Origin of the sequence: Rugamonas sp. DEMB1, assembly GCF_029834475.1 — a bacterium.
Taxonomy (GTDB): domain Bacteria; phylum Pseudomonadota; class Gammaproteobacteria; order Burkholderiales; family Burkholderiaceae_D; genus Rugamonas; species Rugamonas rubra.
Map to the genome: position 1 here is coordinate 2,691,095 of NZ_CP122407.1, position 17,503 is coordinate 2,708,597.

2 protein-coding genes and 1 pseudogene are annotated in these 17,503 nt (G+C 68.0%); all 3 read left to right on the forward strand.

Features of this window, described 5'->3' with window-relative positions; translation table 11 throughout:
* Positions 1–45 precede the first annotated feature (45 nt).
* Complete coding sequence (locus tag QC826_RS12260) at positions 46–15,564, forward strand: hemagglutinin repeat-containing protein (protein ID WP_279765867.1); 15,519 nt, start codon at positions 46–48, stop codon at positions 15,562–15,564.
* 2 nt (positions 15,565–15,566) lie between these two features.
* Positions 15,567–16,148 (forward strand): hypothetical protein, encoded by a 582-nt coding sequence (locus QC826_RS12265; protein WP_279765868.1) that lies wholly within the window; start codon positions 15,567–15,569, stop codon positions 16,146–16,148.
* Between the two features lie 434 nt (positions 16,149–16,582).
* Positions 16,583–17,498, forward strand: a pseudogene (locus QC826_RS12270) (modulator protein); the annotation flags it as partial.
* Positions 17,499–17,503 lie beyond the last annotated feature (5 nt).

The window sequence follows — 17,503 nt, forward strand, 5'->3', positions numbered from 1 at the left end:
CCCCGTTGTCGATCGCATCAACCCGTTAATTAGATAGAGAGCCGCATGAACAAGCACCTGTACCGCATCATTTTCAATGAACGCCGTGGCCAATTGATGGTCGTCGGCGAGCACGCCAGTGCGCCGGGCAAGGCGGCCGGCGCCGGGGGCGATGCGGTGACAGGGGCGGCGGCGCGCTACCGGCACGGCCTGGCGGCGGTGCTGCGGCCCTTGTGCCTGGCCTTGTCCGGCGCCTTGGGCATGGCGGCCCTGCTGGCCGTTCCGGTCCATGCGCAGATCGTGGCCGATCCGAATGCGCCGGGCAAGCAGCGCCCGACCGTGCTGCAAACGTCGAACGGCGTGACGCAGGTGAATATCCAGACGCCCAGCGCGTCCGGGGTGTCGCGCAACACCTATGTGCGGTTTGATGTGACGGCCAAGGGCGCGGTGCTGAACAACAGCTATCGCGACGTGCAAAGCCAGCTCGGCGGCTGGGTCCAGGGCAATCCTTGGATGCAGCGCGATCCCGCGCGCGTGATCCTGAATGAAGTCAACTCGAACGATCCCAGCCAGTTGCGCGGTTTCGTGGAAGTGGCCGGTCCCCGGGCGGAGGTGGTGATCGCCAATCCGGCCGGCGTCAACATCGATGGCGGCGGCTTCATCAATGCGAACCGGGTCGTCATCACCACCGGCTTGCCGCAGCTGAACAACGGCGACCTGGACGGCTACCTGGTGCAGCGCGGCACCGTGACGGTCGGCGGCGGCGGACTCGATACGGCGCAGGCCGACTATACGGCCATTCTGGCGCGCGCCGTGCAGCTGAACGCCGGCGTCTGGGCCAAGCAGCTGCAGGTGGCCGTCGGCGCCAACCGCATCGACTTGGCGCCGGGCGCGGCGGCGGCCGTGGCGCCGCTGGCGGGAACCGGGGCGGCACCGCTGTTCGCCCTCGACGTGGCGCAGATGGGGGGCATGTATGCCGGCAAGATCACCCTGATCGGCACCGAAGCCGGCCTGGGCATGCGCAACGCCGGCATCCTGGCCAGCAGCGGCGGCGACCTGGTGCTGCAGGCGAACGGCTGGCTCGGCAACAGCGGCAGCCTGCGCGCGGCGGGGGCGGCCGCGGCCTTGAGCGTCGCCGCCGCCGGCGACATCGACAACGGCGGCAGCGTTTATGCCGAAGGCGACACCCGGCTTGCCAGCGGCGGCATTATCGCCAGCAATGGCACCATCGCCGCCCAAGGCAACACCACGCTGTTGGCCAACGGCGCCGCCTCGCGCATCGAAGCGGGCGCCGGCGCCGTGTTGGGCGCCGGTGTGAACGCGGACGGCAAGCTGGGCACAGGCGGCCGCCTGCAGGTGACGGCGACCGAGGCCGTCGCCGCGCACGGCACCATGGCCGCCGGCGCCGACATCGGCGTGACGGCGCGCCGGCTCGACCTGTCCGGTGCGCAGCTGTCCGGCGCAAACATGACGCTGAGCGCGACGGCCGGCGATCTCGACGCCAGCCGCGCCAGCGTCACCACGGCGGGCGCCCTGGCGCTGGGCGCCGCCCAGACCGTGCGCACGGACGGCGCCCACGTGACGGCCGACCGGCTGGCCATCGGCGCCCACGACCTCTCCAATGTCGGCGGCCATGTCGCCCAGTCCGGCACCGCCGACCTGACGCTGGCGCTGGCCGGCACGCTGGACAACCGTCAGGGCTACCTTGGCAGCAACGGCGGCAACCTGACGCTGGACGCGGCCACGCTGTTGAACACGGACGGTACGCTGGAACATGCCGGTAGCGGCACCCTGGCCATGACGGTCGCCACCCTGAGCGGCCAACGGGGGCATATCGCCGGCAACGGCGCCCTGCGGATCACGGCCGGCGATATCGATCAGCACGGCGCCACGCTTGCCGCACGGGCTATCGCGATCACGGCGGCCAGCCTGGACAACAGCGGCGGCGCCATCAGCCAGACCGGTAGCGGGCTCGCCACGCTGGTCGCCACGAGCAGCCTCGACAACACCGGCGGCAAGATCGAGAGCAATGGCGACGCCAGCATCAGCACCGACGGCCTGCACAACGCGCTGGGCCGGATCGCCGCCGTGGGCGGCACCAGCGTCTTCTCGGGAGACCTGGACAACGCCGGCGGCGCCATCGTCGCCGGCACCCATCTGAGGGTCCAGGCGGGCGACGTGCACAACCAGCAAGGCGGCCTGCAGGCCCTGGCCGGCGATGCCACGCTGCGCCTGGCGAACTTAAACAATACGGCCGGCACGGTGTACGCGGGCGGCAAGCTCGACACAGTCGCCGCCAGCGTCAGCAACAGCGGCAGCCTGTATGCGGCCGGCGACCTGAGCCTGGCCGCCGGCGGGGCGCTCGTCAACAGCGGCGTGATCGCGGCGCAGGGCCACACGACGCTCAGCGCGAACAGCGTGGAGAGCGGCGCGGCCAGCCTGCTGGGCGCGGGCGTGAAAGCGGACGGCAGCCTGGCGCGGGCGGGCGAGCTGCGCGTGACGGCGCTGCAGGAACTCGGCGCCCACGGCCAAAACCTGGCCGTGGGCGGCGCCGTTCTCGCGGGTAAGGTGGTCGACGTCAGCGGCGGCCAGACCAGCGCCACCGACGTCGCGCTCAACGCCGCCGGCGGCGACGTCACGACCAGCAACGGCACGGTGACGGCGGGCGGCACGCTGGCCATCACGGCGGCCCAGTCCCTGCTCAACCTGCATGGCAGCTTGAGCGCCGGACAGTTGCTGGCGCAAGTGGCCGGCCTGGACAACACGCAAGGAAGCATCGTCCAGACCGGCGGCGGCGACACGGCCATCGTGCTCGGCGCCGCGGGTGGCACGATCAACAACACGCAGGGCCGCATCGCCGTCAACAGCAACAGTTTGACGCTCGGGGCCGGCACACTGATCAACACGGACGGCAAGATAGAACATGCCGGCACGGGCGCGCTCGCCATCAACGCCGCCACCCTGGTCGACAACCGCGGCCAGATCAGCAGCAACGGCGCGCTGGACATCGGCGCCGGCGACTTCAACCATGATGGCGCCAGCACGAACGCGCGGAATTTGTCGGTGCGGGCCAAGAGCATGAGCAACCGGGCCGGCCACCTGCTGCAAAGCGGCGACGGCGGCATGACGCTGGGCGTGGCGGGACAATTCGACAACGCCACCGGCGAGATCGCCGCCAACGGCGTGCTGCAAATGCAGGCGGGCGGGCTGGACAATGGGTCTGGCAGCATCACCTCGGCCAAGCGGGCCGAGGTGAGCAGCCTTGGCGCGCTGGACAACAGCTACGGCGTCGTCGCCGGCGCCTACGGGCTGCGCGTCGACGCCTTGGGTATCGACAATACGCGCGGCACGATCCAGGCCGCTGGCGGTAGCGTAGTGCTGCAAGCGGCCACCCTGCGCAACTGGCATGGCACGGTCAACGCGGGTACGGACTTGATGGTCCATACCACGGGCAACTTGAACAATGACGGCCTGATGTACGCGGGGCGCGATCAGGCCTTGCAGATCGACGGCGCCTTCGTCAACACCGGCGCGGCCGCCGCGCAGGCCAATATGACGATCACGGCGGACAGCGTGTGGAGCAGCGCCGGGAGCCTGCTGGGCGCCGGCGTGCGCGCCGACGGCAGCCTGGCGCAGAACGGCAATCTGACGGTGGCGTCGGCCCATGCCTTGCAGATGAACGGCAACAACGTGGCGGCCGGCGACGCGGTATTGCGCGCGCAGTCGATTGACCTGGGCGGCAGCCGGACGGGCGCGGCCAATCTCGCCGTCACGGCCAGCAGCGGCAATGTCCGCACGGCCAACGCCCAGGTCAGCGGCGCCGGGATACTCAGCGTGACGGCCGCCTCGCCCACGCAAATGCTGGACAACACGCAAGGCAGCCTGAGCGCGGGGCAACTGGTGCTGAACGTGGCCAAGCTGAACAACGGCCAGGGCAGCATCGTCCAGAGCGGCCAGGGCGACACCGCGATCCGCCTGAGCGCACCCGGCGGCACGCTGGACAACACGGCCGGCCGCATCGCCGTCAACAGCGGCAAGCTGACGCTGGACGCGGGCACACTGCTCAACACGGCCGGCAAGATCGAGCACGCCGGCACCGGCGCCTTCGTCATCCACGCCGCCACCCTGGGCGACCGGGACGGCCAGATCACCAGCAATGGCGACTTGCAGATCGCCGCCGGCGACATCGACCACCGTGGCGCCCGCACCAGCGCGCAGCGCACCACCATCACGGCCGACAATCTGGACAACCGCTCCGGCCAGATCGCCCAGCTCGGCAACGGGCAGGGCGCCATCACGACCAGCGGCGCGCTGGACAACCGTGGCGGCAAGATCGAGAGCAATGGCGACACCAGCATCCACACCGACGGCCTGCGCAACCAGCAGGGCCGCATCGCGGCAACCGGCAACGCCGCCATCGTGGCGAGCGGCGTCGACAATACCGGCGGCGCCATCCTGGGCGGCACGCGGTTGACGGTGCAGACGGGCAGGATGGACAACACGAATGGCAGCCTGCAAGCCGTCGCCGGCGATGCCGTGCTGCGCGTGGCGGAGCTGAACAATACGGCCGGCAGCATCTACGCCGGTGGCCGGCTCGACACGGTGGCGGCCAGCGTCGCCAACAGCGGCAGCCTGTACGCGGCCGGCAACCAGAATCTGAGCGTGGCGGGAGCGCTGGTCAACAGCGGCGTGATCGCGGCGCAGGGCAACACGACGCTCAGCGCGGACAGTGTGGACAGCAGCGCCATCGGCCTGCTGGGCGCGGGCGTGAAGGCGAACGGCGCCCTGGCCCAGACGGGCGAGCTGCGCGTCAGCAGCGCGCACGCCGTGGTGTCCCATGGCCAGAACCTGGCCGCCGGCGGTGCCGTGTTGGCGGGCAGGACGGTGGACCTGGGCGGCAGCCAGAGCAGCGCCGGCCAGATCGCCTTGGAGGCCAGCGACGGCGACGTCAGCACCAGCAATGCGACGGTGACGGCGGCCGGCACGCTGGCCATCACGGCCACGCAGGCCCTGCGCAACGAGCATGGCAGCCTGAGCGCCGGACAGCTGGTGGCGCGAGTGGCCCGTCTGGACAACACGCACGGCGCGATTGTCCAGACGGGCGGCGGCGACACGGCCATCGAACTGAGCGCCAACGACGGTGTGCTCGACAATACCCAGGGCCGCATCGCCGTCAACAGCAGCAGTCTGACCCTTGGGGCCGGCACGCTGATCAACACGGACGGCAGGATCGAACACGCGGGCGGCGGCACGCTGGCCATCACCACCAGCGGCGCGCTGGACGACGAGCGCGGTTTGATCGTCGGCAACGGCGGCTTGCGCATCAAGACCGCCGGCTTCGCGCACAACGGCGCCACGACGTCCGCCGCCAGCGTGGCGGTGCAGGCCGACAGCCTGAGCAACCGGGGCGGCCACCTGCTGCAAAGCGGCGAGGGCAGCATGTCGCTGGGTGTGACGGGGCAACTCGACAACGCCACCGGCGCCATCGCCGCCAACGGCGCACTGCAAGTACAGGCCGGCACGCTGGACAACAGCCACGGCCGCATCACCTCGGCCGCGTCGGCCGGCGTGAGCAGCCTGGGGGCGCTGAACAACGGCGACGGCGTCCTGGTCGCCGCGCGCGCCTTGAACGTCGACGCCCGGGCGCTCGACAATACCCGGGGCGCCTTGCAGGCCGGCGACGGCGCCATGGCGCTGAACGCGGCCAGCCTGCTCAACAGCCAGGGCATGGTCAGCGCGGGGACGGATTTGACGGTCCAGACCACGGGCGATGTGCGCAACGACAGCGTGATGTACGCCGGACGCGACCAGACCTTGCGGGTCGACGGGGCATTCGTCAACACGGGCTCGGCCGCCGCGCTGGGCAACATGACGATCGCGGCGGGCAGCGTGCAAAGCGGCGCCGCCAGCCTGCTGGGCGCCGGCGTCCGCACGGACGGCGGCCTGGCCCAGGGGGGCAATCTGACGGTGACGTCGGCCCATGTCCTGCAGGCGATCGGCCACAACGTGGCGGCCGGCGACGCCGCCCTGAGCGGCGCCTCGGTCGACCTGAGCGGCAGCCAGACCGGCGCGGCCAACATCGCCGTCACGGCCGGCAGCGGCGACGTGCGCACCGCCCAGGCCCAGGTCGCCACCGCCGGCACCCTGAGCGTGACGGCCGCGGCCGCGCCCACCCAGGTGCTGGACAACACCCAAGGCAGCCTGAGCGCGGGGCAACTGGCGCTGAACGTGGCCAACCTGAACAACGGCCACGGCAGCATCGTCCAGAGCGGCGGCGGCGACACCGCGCTGACCCTGAGCGCGCCGGGCGGCACCCTGAACAACACGGCCGGCCGCATCGCCGTCAACAGCGCGAACCTGACCCTGGGCGCGGCCACGCTGATCAACCAGGACGGCAAGATAGAGCACGCCGGCAGCGGCACCCTGGCCATGACGGCCGCCACGCTGAAGGACCAGCATGGCCAGATCGTCGGCAACGGCACGCTGCGCATCACGGCCGGCGACATCGACCACCGCGACGCCAGCAGCGTCGCGCAGCGCCTCGCGATCACGGCGGCCAACCTGGACAACCGGGCCGGCCAGATCGCCCAGCTCGGCGGCGGGCAGGGCGCCGTCACGGCCAGCGGCGCGCTGGACAACCGTGGCGGCAGGATCGACAGCAATGGCGACATGACGCTGGGCGCGGCCACGCTCGACAACAGCGGCAGCCACATCGGCGCCGTCGGCAGCGTCCACGTCGGCGCCAGCACGGCGCTCAACAACGCCGGCGGCCTGATTGCCGCCGGAAGCAAGCTGACGCTGCAAGCCGGCAGCGTGGATAACAGCCGCGGCAGCCTGCAGGCCATCGCCGGCGATGCCGCCTTGCGCGTGGCCGACCTGAACAATGCGGCCGGCAGCATCTACGCCGGTGGCCAACTCGACACGGTGGCAAACAGCGTCAACAACAGCGGCAGCCTGTATGCGGCCGGCAGCCAGAGCCTGAGCGTGGCCGGAGCGCTCGTCAACAGCGGCGTCATCGCGGCCCAGGTCAATACGACGCTCAGCGCGAACACGCTGGACAACAGCGCGGCCGGCCTGCTCGCCGCAGGCATGAAGGCGGACGGCACCCTGGCCCAGACGGGCGACCTGCGCGTCACCGCCGCGCAAACCATGGGCTCGCACGGCCAGAACCTGGCCGGCGGCCAGGCCGTGTTAACTGGCCGCACGGTGGACCTGGGCGGCAGCCAGACCAGCGCCGCCCAGATCGCCCTGAACGCCAACGGCGGCAACGTCGTCACCAGCAATGCGACGGTGACGGCGGCCGACACGCTGGCCGTCACGGCCAGCCAAACCCTGGTCAACGGACATGGCACCCTGAGCGCCGGGCAGTTGCTGGCGCAGGTGGCCGGCTTGGACAACACGCAGGGCACGATCGTGCAGACGGGCGCTGGCGACACCGCCATCGTGCTGAGCACGCCCGGCGGCACACTGAACAACACCCAGGGCCGCATCGCCGTCAACAGCAACAACCTGACCCTTGGCGCCGGCACGCTGATCAACGCGGACGGCAAGATAGAACACGCGGGCGGCGGCACGCTGGCCATCAACGCCGGCACCCTGAGCGACGCGCGGGGCCAGATCACGGGCAACGGCGACTTGAACATCACGGCCGGCAACGTCGACCACGTGGGCGCCAGCACCCTTGCGCAGCGGCTCACGATTGCGGCGGGTAAGCTGGACAACCGACAGGGCAGCATCACCCAGCTGGGAGCGGGGAACACCAGCGTGGCCGTCAGCGGCACGCTGGACAACCGCAACGGCGTCGTCGCCAGCAATGGCGACACGACGCTCAGCACCGGCGCCCTCAACAACCGTGGCGGCATCGTGCAGGGCGCCGGCACCGGCGGCATGCGCGTGAGCGCCTCCGGTTTGATTGACAACAGCGGCGGCGGCCGCATCGCTTCCGGCGGCGACCTCGTGCTGAGCGGCGGCGACATCGCCAACCAACAAGGCCAGATCAGCGCCGCCGGCAAGCTGGGGGTCGCCGCGGCGCAGGGCATCCACAATGGCCAAGGCTTGCTGGCCGCGAACGGCGATGCGACGCTGACGGCCAATGTGCTGGACAATACGGACGGCAAGCTCGCCTCGGTCCAGGGCAATGTGAGTGTGACGACGGGCGGCAACACCGTCAATGACAGCGGCGTGATCCAGGCGCTTGGCGACATCGCGCTGCGCAACGGCGGACTGAGCAACACACAGGCCTCCGGCCACGCGGTCGCCGGCAGCATCGTCGGCAGCAACGTCGTCATCGACAGCCATGGCCAGGCGATCGACAACCGGCTCGGTACGGTCGCGGCCGCTCAGGCCCTGAACGTTCGCGGCGGCGCGCTTAACAACGACGCCGGCCTGCTCCAGGCCGGCACCACGCTGGCGCTCGATACCGGCGCGCTGACCAACACCAACGCGGCGGCCTACGCGGCGCAACACGCCGGCGGCGTCGGCGGCATCGTCAGCGGCGGCGCGGCGACCCTGCATCTGGGCGACTGGAACAATGCCGCCGGCTTCTTCGGCGCCGGCGGCGCCGTCACGGGGAGCAGCGGCCGCATCAGCAACACCCTGGCCGGACAGCTGGTCGGCCAGTCCAGCGTCAACCTCGCCATCGCCGGCCTGGACAATCAGGGCGGGCAGATCCAAACACTGGGCGATCTGACGCTGCAGGCCGGCGCGGGCGCCATCGACAACCGGCACAGCCTGATCCGCTCGGGCGGCAGCGTGAGCCTGAGCGCGGCGCAGATCGACAACCGCGACACGCAAGGCGCCAACCAGGGCATAGAAGGCAAGAACGTCAACCTGACGGCGGGCGTATTGAACAACGTCGGCGGCGCCGTCCGGGCCGAGCAGGATGTCACGGTGACGAGCAGCGGCAGCGTCGACAACAGCGGCGGCCTGATGAGCGGGGGCCGCAAACTGAGCATCGCGGACGCCAGCGCCAGCCGGGCCTTGGCCGTCACCAACACCGGCGGCACGCTGATCGGCGGCAGCGACACGGCCATCCGCGCGGCCAGCCTGACGCTCGACGGCCGCCTGCTGTCGCTGGGCGACCTGACGCTGGACCTGAGCGGCAACTACCGCCAGGACGCGGGCGGGGAACTGACGACCAACGGCAACGCCACCATCATCCTGGGGGGCGATTTGCAGAACGCGGGCACGCTGCGCGCCGGCGGCACGCTGGCGATCACGGCGGCCAATATCGAGAACACGGCCAGCGGCGACATGCATGCCACCACCACGCGGGTCAGCGCGGCCGGCGTGCTGAACAACCGTGGCGTCATCGATGGCGGCGACACGGAAGTCAATGCCGGCACGCTCAACAACCTGGGCGCGGGCAGGATCTACGGCGACCATCTGAGCATCGGCGCGGGTACGCTCAACAACAACGTGGAGGGCGGCATCGCCGCCACCATCGCCGCGCGCGGCCGGCTCGATATCGGCGCCCAGGCGATCAACAACAACGAGCATGCGCTGATCTTCAGTGCCGGCGAGCTGGCCATCGGCGGCGCGCTGGATGCGGGCCGCTCCGCCAGCGGCCAGGCCGGCGTCGTCAACAATGCCAGCGCCACCATCGAAGCGTTGGGCGGCATGAGCCTGGCGGCGAGCCAGGTCAACAACCTGAACAGCCATTTCAGCATCGGCATAGGCGAGTCCAGCGCGCCGCAACAGATCGTCGAATACGAGGGCAAGAATTCGCCGCGGCGCTACGCGGCCGGCACGCCTGGCGTGCAAACCTATAACGACGAGTCCTTGCATCTGCGCACGCCCGAGGGCGAATTCGAGGAATGGAATCAGTACAACGTGAGCCGCACGACGCGGCAAAGCGTGATCACCAATTCGGACCCGGGCCGCATTGTGAGCGGTGGCAATCTGAGCATCTCGGGCGGCGGCATTCTCAACGACAATAGCCATATCCTGGCCGGCGGCATGCTGAGCATTAACGCGGCTGATTTGTCCAATCCGGCCACGCAGGGACAAAAGATCACTACCGACGTCGGCACGGCGACGGCGAACTGGCGCGTGCACCGCAAGGGGACCGACGGTTCGGGCAACAGCACCACATCCTACGCGCCGCCGGATACCATCGAGACCATCACGTTGAGCGCGGAACGGCATGAAACCGGCGTCGCGCCCGACCAGATGGCGTCGGCGCCGGGCGCGGCGGCGGCGGTCAGTGTCAACGGCGCCACCAGCGCGGCCGGCACGGCCGGCGCGATCGTCAAGCAGGCGGCGATCGTCAAGGTGGGCGCCAGCGTGGACGCGGTGGCGACGGCCGACGGCCAGCAAGCGGCGGCGGCGGCCGGCGCCAGTGGTTTGAACGGCAGCCAGCGCGCCGGCAACGCGGCGCAGGCGGGCAGCGTGGCGACGGCGACCGGCGCCCAGGCGGCCGCCAGCGCCGCGGCCGCGGCGCCCGCCGGCGGCACGGCGGTGGACGTGCAGTTCGCCGGCGCCGGCGTCGCCGCGCGGCAGGTGGACGCCGCGGCCGGCGCCGCCGGACTCGACGGCACGGCGCGCGCCGGCACCGCCGCCCAGGCCGGCAACATCGCCGCGGCCAGCGGCGAGCGCGCCGCTGCCGCCGTCGGCTCCCCTGGCCCCGACCACGCCGGCCTCGCCGTCGCCGCCGAGGTGCACGCCGGCCCGGCGAGCGCGGCCGGTGCGGTCAAGGCCGCCACCGGGCTGAGCGGTCCCGACGCGGCGCGCATGGGCCGGGTTGAGCAGGACAAGGGCGCGCACGCGACGGGCGGCGCGCAGGTGGTACGCACGGGCACGCCCCCGACGCGCATCCCGAACGCGAGCCTGTACACCGTCAACGCCGCCCCGACGGCCGGCCACCTGGTCGAGACCGACCCGCGCTTCGCCGGCTATCGCGAATGGCGCAGCTCGGACTACATGGTGGCGGCGGTGCAACTGGCGCCGGACGTGACGCAAAAACGCCTCGGCGACGGTTTCTACGAGCAAGGCCTGGTGCGTGCGCAAGTGGCGCAGTTGACGGGTCGCCGCTTCCTGGGCGACTACAGCAACGACGACGAACAATACCAGGCCCTGATGGATGCCGGCGTGGCCTACGCCAAGCAGTGGAACCTGCGTCCCGGCGTGGCCTTGACGCCGGCCCAGATGGCGACCCTGAGCAGCGACATCGTGTGGCTGGTGGAACAGGAGGTGACGCTGGCCGACGGCTCGGTGCAGAAGGTGCTGGCGCCGCAGGTGTATGTACGGGTGCGGCAGGGCGACCTCGACGGCGGCGGCGCCCTGCTGTCGGGCAAGAATGTCGACGTCCAGGTCACCGGCGACCTGCTCAACAGCGGCACCATCGCCGGGCGCGACGTGGTCAGGCTGACGGCCGACAATGTGCAAAACCTGGGCGGACGCATCCACGGCGACGCCGTGGCCGTGACGGCGCGGACGGACTTGAACAACATCGGCGGCACGATCTCCGCCAACAGCGCGCTGGTGGCCACGGCCGGGCGCGACATCCACGTCGAGACCACCACCCGCAGCGCGGCCAGCGCGGTGGACGGCAACAGTTTCAGCCGCACCAACGTCGACCGGGTCGCCTCGCTGTACGTGACGGGCGACGGCGCCACCGGCGGCGGCACGCTGCTGATGCAGGCCGGGCGCGACATCGCGCTGCAGGCGGCGCGGATCGGCAACGCCGGGCAGGAGGGCGCGACCGTGCTGTCGGCCGGGCGCGACATCGGGCTCGGCACGGTGACCACGGCCAGCGCCAACAATTTGAACTGGGACGCCAACAACTTCCGCCACGACAGCGTCAGCAACGAGGTGGGCAGCCAGATCCAGGCCACGGGCGGCATCGCCCTGAAGGCGGGCGGCGACATCAATCTGCGCGCGGCCGACCTGCAGGCGGGCGGCGCGCTGAGCGCGCAGGCCGGCAACAACCTCAACATCACGGCCGGCGTGGCCACGCTCAAGATCGACGAGGCCCGCCAGCACATGGACACCGGCTTCCTGAACAAGTCGCTGGTCACCACGCGCGACACGCGCGACAGCAGCAGCGCCGTGGGCAGCAGCCTGGGCGGCGCGACGGTCGCGCTGGGCGCCGGGCACGACCTGTCCGTGCTGGGTTCGGCCGTGCTGGGCGACCAGCCCACCGTGCTCACCGCCGGCCACGACGTGACAATCGCGGCGGCGACGGAAACCTCGAGCACCACCTCGCACCGCAGCGTGCAGGAGAAGGGCTTGCTGGGCGGCGGCGGCGGATTTGGCATCAGCTACGGCACGCGCACCACCACCACCGACCGCACGCAGGACGCGACGACGCAAAGCGGGCAGGCGCGCAGCATGGTCGGTTCGAGCGACGGCAGCCTGTCGGTGACGGCGGGCGAAGGCTTGAAGGTGAGCGGCAGCGACCTGGCCGCCGCGCAGGACATGAGCCTGGCCGGCAAGAGCGTGGTCATCGACCCGGGCCGGGACGACAGCAAGGGCAAGTTCACGTTGAGCCGCGTGCAGGACGGCTTCACGCTGGCGGTGGGCGGCTCGGTGGTCGAGGCGCTGCAGGCGATCGACAGCGCCAACAAGGCGATCGGCAACACCAAGAACGCCCGGGTGCAGGCCATGGCGGCGGCCACGGCGGCCATGGCCGCCAAGAACGCGGCGGCGGGCATCGCCAAGAACGGCGTCAACGTGAGCATCAGCCTGACGGCCGGCCATTCCGAATCGCAGCAGACGCAAACGACGGCCAGCGTGACGAACAGCGGCAGCGCGCTGACGGCCGGCAACAACCTGAGCATCAGCGCCAGCGGCGGCGGCAAGGACAGCAACATCACCGTGCTCGGCAGCGACCTGAGCGCGAAGGGCGACATCAAGCTGCGCGCCGACAACAACGTGAACCTGCTGGCCGCGCAGGACACGGAAAGCCAACATAGCGAAAGCAAGAGCATGAGCGCGGCGGCCGGCATCGGCGCGAGCATCGGCACCCAAGGCATGTCGATCGGCTTCACGGCCAGCCTGAGCGCGGGCCGGGGCAAGGAGGACGGGGAGGGCACGACCCAGCTCAACAGCCACGTGACGGCGGGCCGGAAGCTCGACATCAGCAGCGGCGGCGACACCAACATCAGGGGTGCCGTGGCCAGCGGCCAGCAGGTGGTGGCCAACGTGGGCGGCAACCTGAACCTGGAGAGCCTGCAGGACACGGCCAAGTTCGACAGCAAGAACCAGAGCATCAGCGTGAGCGGCACGGTGGGCATGGGAGCCAGCGTCAGCGGCAGCGTCAACCAGAGCAAGATCCACAGCGACTACGCCAGCGTGCAGGAGCAGAGCGGCATCCAGGCCGGCGACGGCGGCTTCCAGGTCAAGGTGGGCGGCAACACGGACCTGAAGGGGGCCGTGATCAGCGCCACGGCGGCCGGCGCCACGGCCAGCGTGCTCGACACGGGGACGTTGACCAGCAGCGACATCGCCAACCACGCGACGACCCAGGGCAGCAGCGTGGGCGTGAGCGGCGGCATGACGATGGGCGGCAGCGGCGACGGCAAGGGCGCCGGCCCGGGCGGGACGGACCTGCAGAACATGGGCAAATCGAGCTCGAAGGTGAATACGCCGGTGGCCGCCGCAACCAGCGCCAACGACAGCAGCACCACCCGCAGCGGCGTGGGCGCCGGCCAGCTGGTGATCCGCGACGACGCGGCCCAGCTCGCCGCGACCGGCAAGGGCGCCGCGCAGACGGCGGCCGACACCAACCGCAAGGTGGAAACGGGCGTCGACACGAGCGGCAGGATCGCCAACAACTTCGACAAGAAGGAAGTGGAAACGATGCTGGCGACGACGGCCGCGTTCATCCAGGCGGCGGCGCCGCTGGCGGCGAACCTGGTGGGCGACATCGGCAAGGAAAAGCAGGACGCGGCGCAGTTCAGGGTGACGGCCAATCAGCAATTGGCCGAGGAAGCGCGGGCCAATGGCGACACGGAAAAGGCGAACGAGTACGCCGCCACGGCGGCCGAGGCGCAGAGGACGGCCGACAACTGGGGCGACAACGGCGTATACCGGATCGGCTTGCACGTGGCCGCGCAAGGTCTGATCGGCGGCGTGACGGGCGGCGGCGCGGGTGCCGCGGGCGCCGCCGGCGGGGTGGTGGCCGGCAACCAGGGCCAGCAACTGGGCCAGGCGCTGGGCGAAGCTGAAGCCGACAAGCGGAAATTGACCGGCACCGCCAGGGAGGACCTGGTCAACACCTACAAGGAAACGTTTGCCACGCTGGGCGGTGCGCTGGGTGGCTTGGCGGCATCGGCGGTGGGCGGCCAGGGTGGCGCCAGCGCGCTGACCGGCGCGGCGCAGGGAGCGAACGCGGCGGAGACGGTCGACCGGTACAACCGGCAGTTGCACAAAAGCGAGGCCGACAAGCTGGCCTTCCTGAAGAAGGACAAAACGAAAGCGGAGCAGTACAGGCTGGATGCGGCCGCTTGCGCCTTGGTGAAGTGTGCCGATGGCGTGCCGACCAGCGATCCCCTGTACGCCAAGGTCAGGGCGTTGCAGAACGACGGGCAGTATTACATGGCCGAGCAAAAGACGTTGAAAGGCACGGGCGAATTTGTCTATGCGCCATATTTGGATAGCATGCGCGACTTCCGGACGCGCAAGGACGAGGTGTTCCACCGTGGCGGAGGCCTGGTTAACCTGGGCTTCGGCGCGGTTGGTACGGTCGGCGGTGGCATCATGACCGCCGGCGGCGCCGCATCTTGTCCGGCAACGCTGGGGGCCGGCTGCGGCGTGGCGGTGCTTGGCGGCGTCGTCACCGTGGTGTCGTGGAAGCAGGCGAACGATGGCAATCAGGCCTTGCTGGGGTCGTACATGTCGAGCGAAGGCCGCCGCGTGCTGGATTCGTTCAATTCGCAGACCTACCCTAGCGAGAACGATCCGCTCAAGACGGCCGCCATTGACGGTGCTAAGTTCGTGGCGACACTGGGTGTCGCAAAAGTTATTGGGAAGCTGGCCAGCAATACCTCTGTGCAGGTCGCTGCGCCCAAGGATGTTAAAATCGTTAAGGTTTCGCAGGAGGCACCGGCGGCAGGTGGGGCAAATGGTGCCGCAGATATTAGTTCGTCTTCTCTGGGGGAATTCCTTGGCAAGGGCGGCAATAAGAATGTATTTGTTTATGGCGATAATCAAGCCGTCGCTGTTCTACAAGCCGGAAAGAACCCTCAATTGATTACTGATGAGATCGGGATGTTAAATCAGTTGAATGTTCTGGGAATTCCGACGGTAAACGCGCGCGGTGTTACTGTCAGCGGACAGCCCGGTATGTTAATGGATAAATTTGCGCAAGGATCTAAGGACGTCGTTGCGCTGCAGAATGGTAAGGTTAGGGTTATAGGTGACTCATCTTTGTTGAATAGTCAAAGCGTTACTGATTTGCAGAATATTAAGCAGACAATGATAGATAAAAATATAAAGATTGATGATCTTCAGTTCCTTATTGGCTATGATGGTCGAGTTGTTGTCGCTGATCCGTTGAAGGTATTTTCTAATATCAAGCCGTCGCCAAATAACCTCCGTACAATTGACCTATTGATTCAACAAGCTAAGAAGAATGGAAAGTAAAAATGAAAGATAATGAATCTTTGCCGCCATCATTGTCGTTGCGCCTATTGAAAAACGTTGTCGGAAAACGTGTGACAGGTTTAATACGCTATAGTTGGTGGCCAAAAGAAGAAGTTTCGAACGAGTGCGGCACCGCCGAAGGTTCTGCATTCTCGCTGACCTATGGCCCTCTTGGGGTTGCGTTCGAAGATGGAACCGTAATTGGGATAGCTGAAGAACCAAGTATTAATAGTGTGGTTGTTTGGTTGGATCGTGCTGTCGGCATTGCCGCCAAACATCCAGCAATGGACGAGGACTCTGAACTCTTTCCAATTGATGTCAAGGACCGCCAATTTTCCAATAAATTATTTTTTGAATTGGTTGGTCGAACATTAATTAACCTGGTTGTTCTAAAACCACGTTCGATGAATGCGTTGTTGAGCGAATTGCCAAGCGAAATCGGACTGTGTTTCGTGTTTGAAGGAGGGCAAAGGTTCATTGCTGCGCGTGGTCTTCATCAGGTGGGTGGGGATTTTGCTGTGATTGCATATGAGCAAATACCAACTCCAATACGTGAGGAAATTGTTGAGTGCCCTCTAATTTAATAAGTGTCCTATCCAAACCGCCAAACCAATAAGTAATACTGCAAAACTGATTTCAGGAAAAGCCAATCATCTCCATTGGAAGCGTGGCTGAAATTTCCATAACTATTCAGCCTGAGTGAAACGACCAGAAAGCTGTTGTAAACGAAAGGCGAATAGTCCATCATGCCGGGATGCCACCGAAACTGCCCCGTCCCGACCTGTCCACCCTGTCCGAATCGGAAAAAGACGGACTTATTGTCCGACTGATGGATACGATTGACAGGGCGGTTTCAAGAACCAACTGCAACACTGGGTTAATGAGCAGCGATGCTCGGATTATTTAATCGGATCATGTGTGCAGTATAAACGGCCAGCGGCGATTGGAAACCAAATCGGGCACGCGGGCGCTGGTTGAGTTCAAGTGCAATGGCATCGAGTTCGTCCTGGGAGTAGATCCCTTCCTGATCCACCTCGGCGACGTGGTCGACCAAGTGGGCAAGCCGGAGCAATGGAAGGTGGCCGACAGTGCCATGCAGGTGCTGGAGGCGGCCAAGGTGCCTTACTCCATCCTGGCCGGCAACCTCGACGTGCTGAACGAAATAGATTTCGACAGCGACCCCGGCAAGGGCACCGACACCCAGCGCGTGCTGGCCAACGAGCCCTACCTGCAATGGTTCAGCACCCGGCGCGCGCAGCGCCAGGCCACCTTCGGCGCGCGCGACAGCACCGGCTTCCACGAGTTCCACATCTTCAGAGGCGCAGGATCAGCAGTTCCTGGTGCTGTCGCTGTCGTGGCGCATTTCCGACGCCGGCATCGCCTGGGCGCGCAAGGTGCTGGCCGAGCATCCGACGCTGCCGGCGATCCTGGCCAACCACCAGTTGCTCAACATCGCGCCGGACGCGCTCAGCCCGCTGGAAACCGGCTACGGGAAGATGTTGTGGGAAAAGCTGATACGCGACAACGACCAAATCTTCATGACGCTCAACGGCCACCACCACGGCGGCGCGCGCCCGACCAAGAGCAACGACTTCGGCAACGCAGTCGAGGAGATGGTGGTCGACTACCAGATCGCCTACCAGGGCGGCAACGGCCTGATGCGCCTGTATGACTTCGATTTGACCAACAACCAGATCAAGGTGTTGTCGTTCTCGCCGTGGGTGCCGACGAAGCCGGCCGAGACGCGCAACGCCTTCGACCGCGCCGTGCGCGGCGACGCCAACCACAGCTTCCCCATCGACATCAACTTCGCCAAGCGCTTCGCCCGCTTCAACCCGAGCTTCGGCGCCGGCAAGGCGACGGTGGCGTCGTCGTTGGTCGAACAGGCCAAGGCGTTGGTGTTGAAGGGCTACACCGAGCCGGCGGTGGTGGCGCCTGT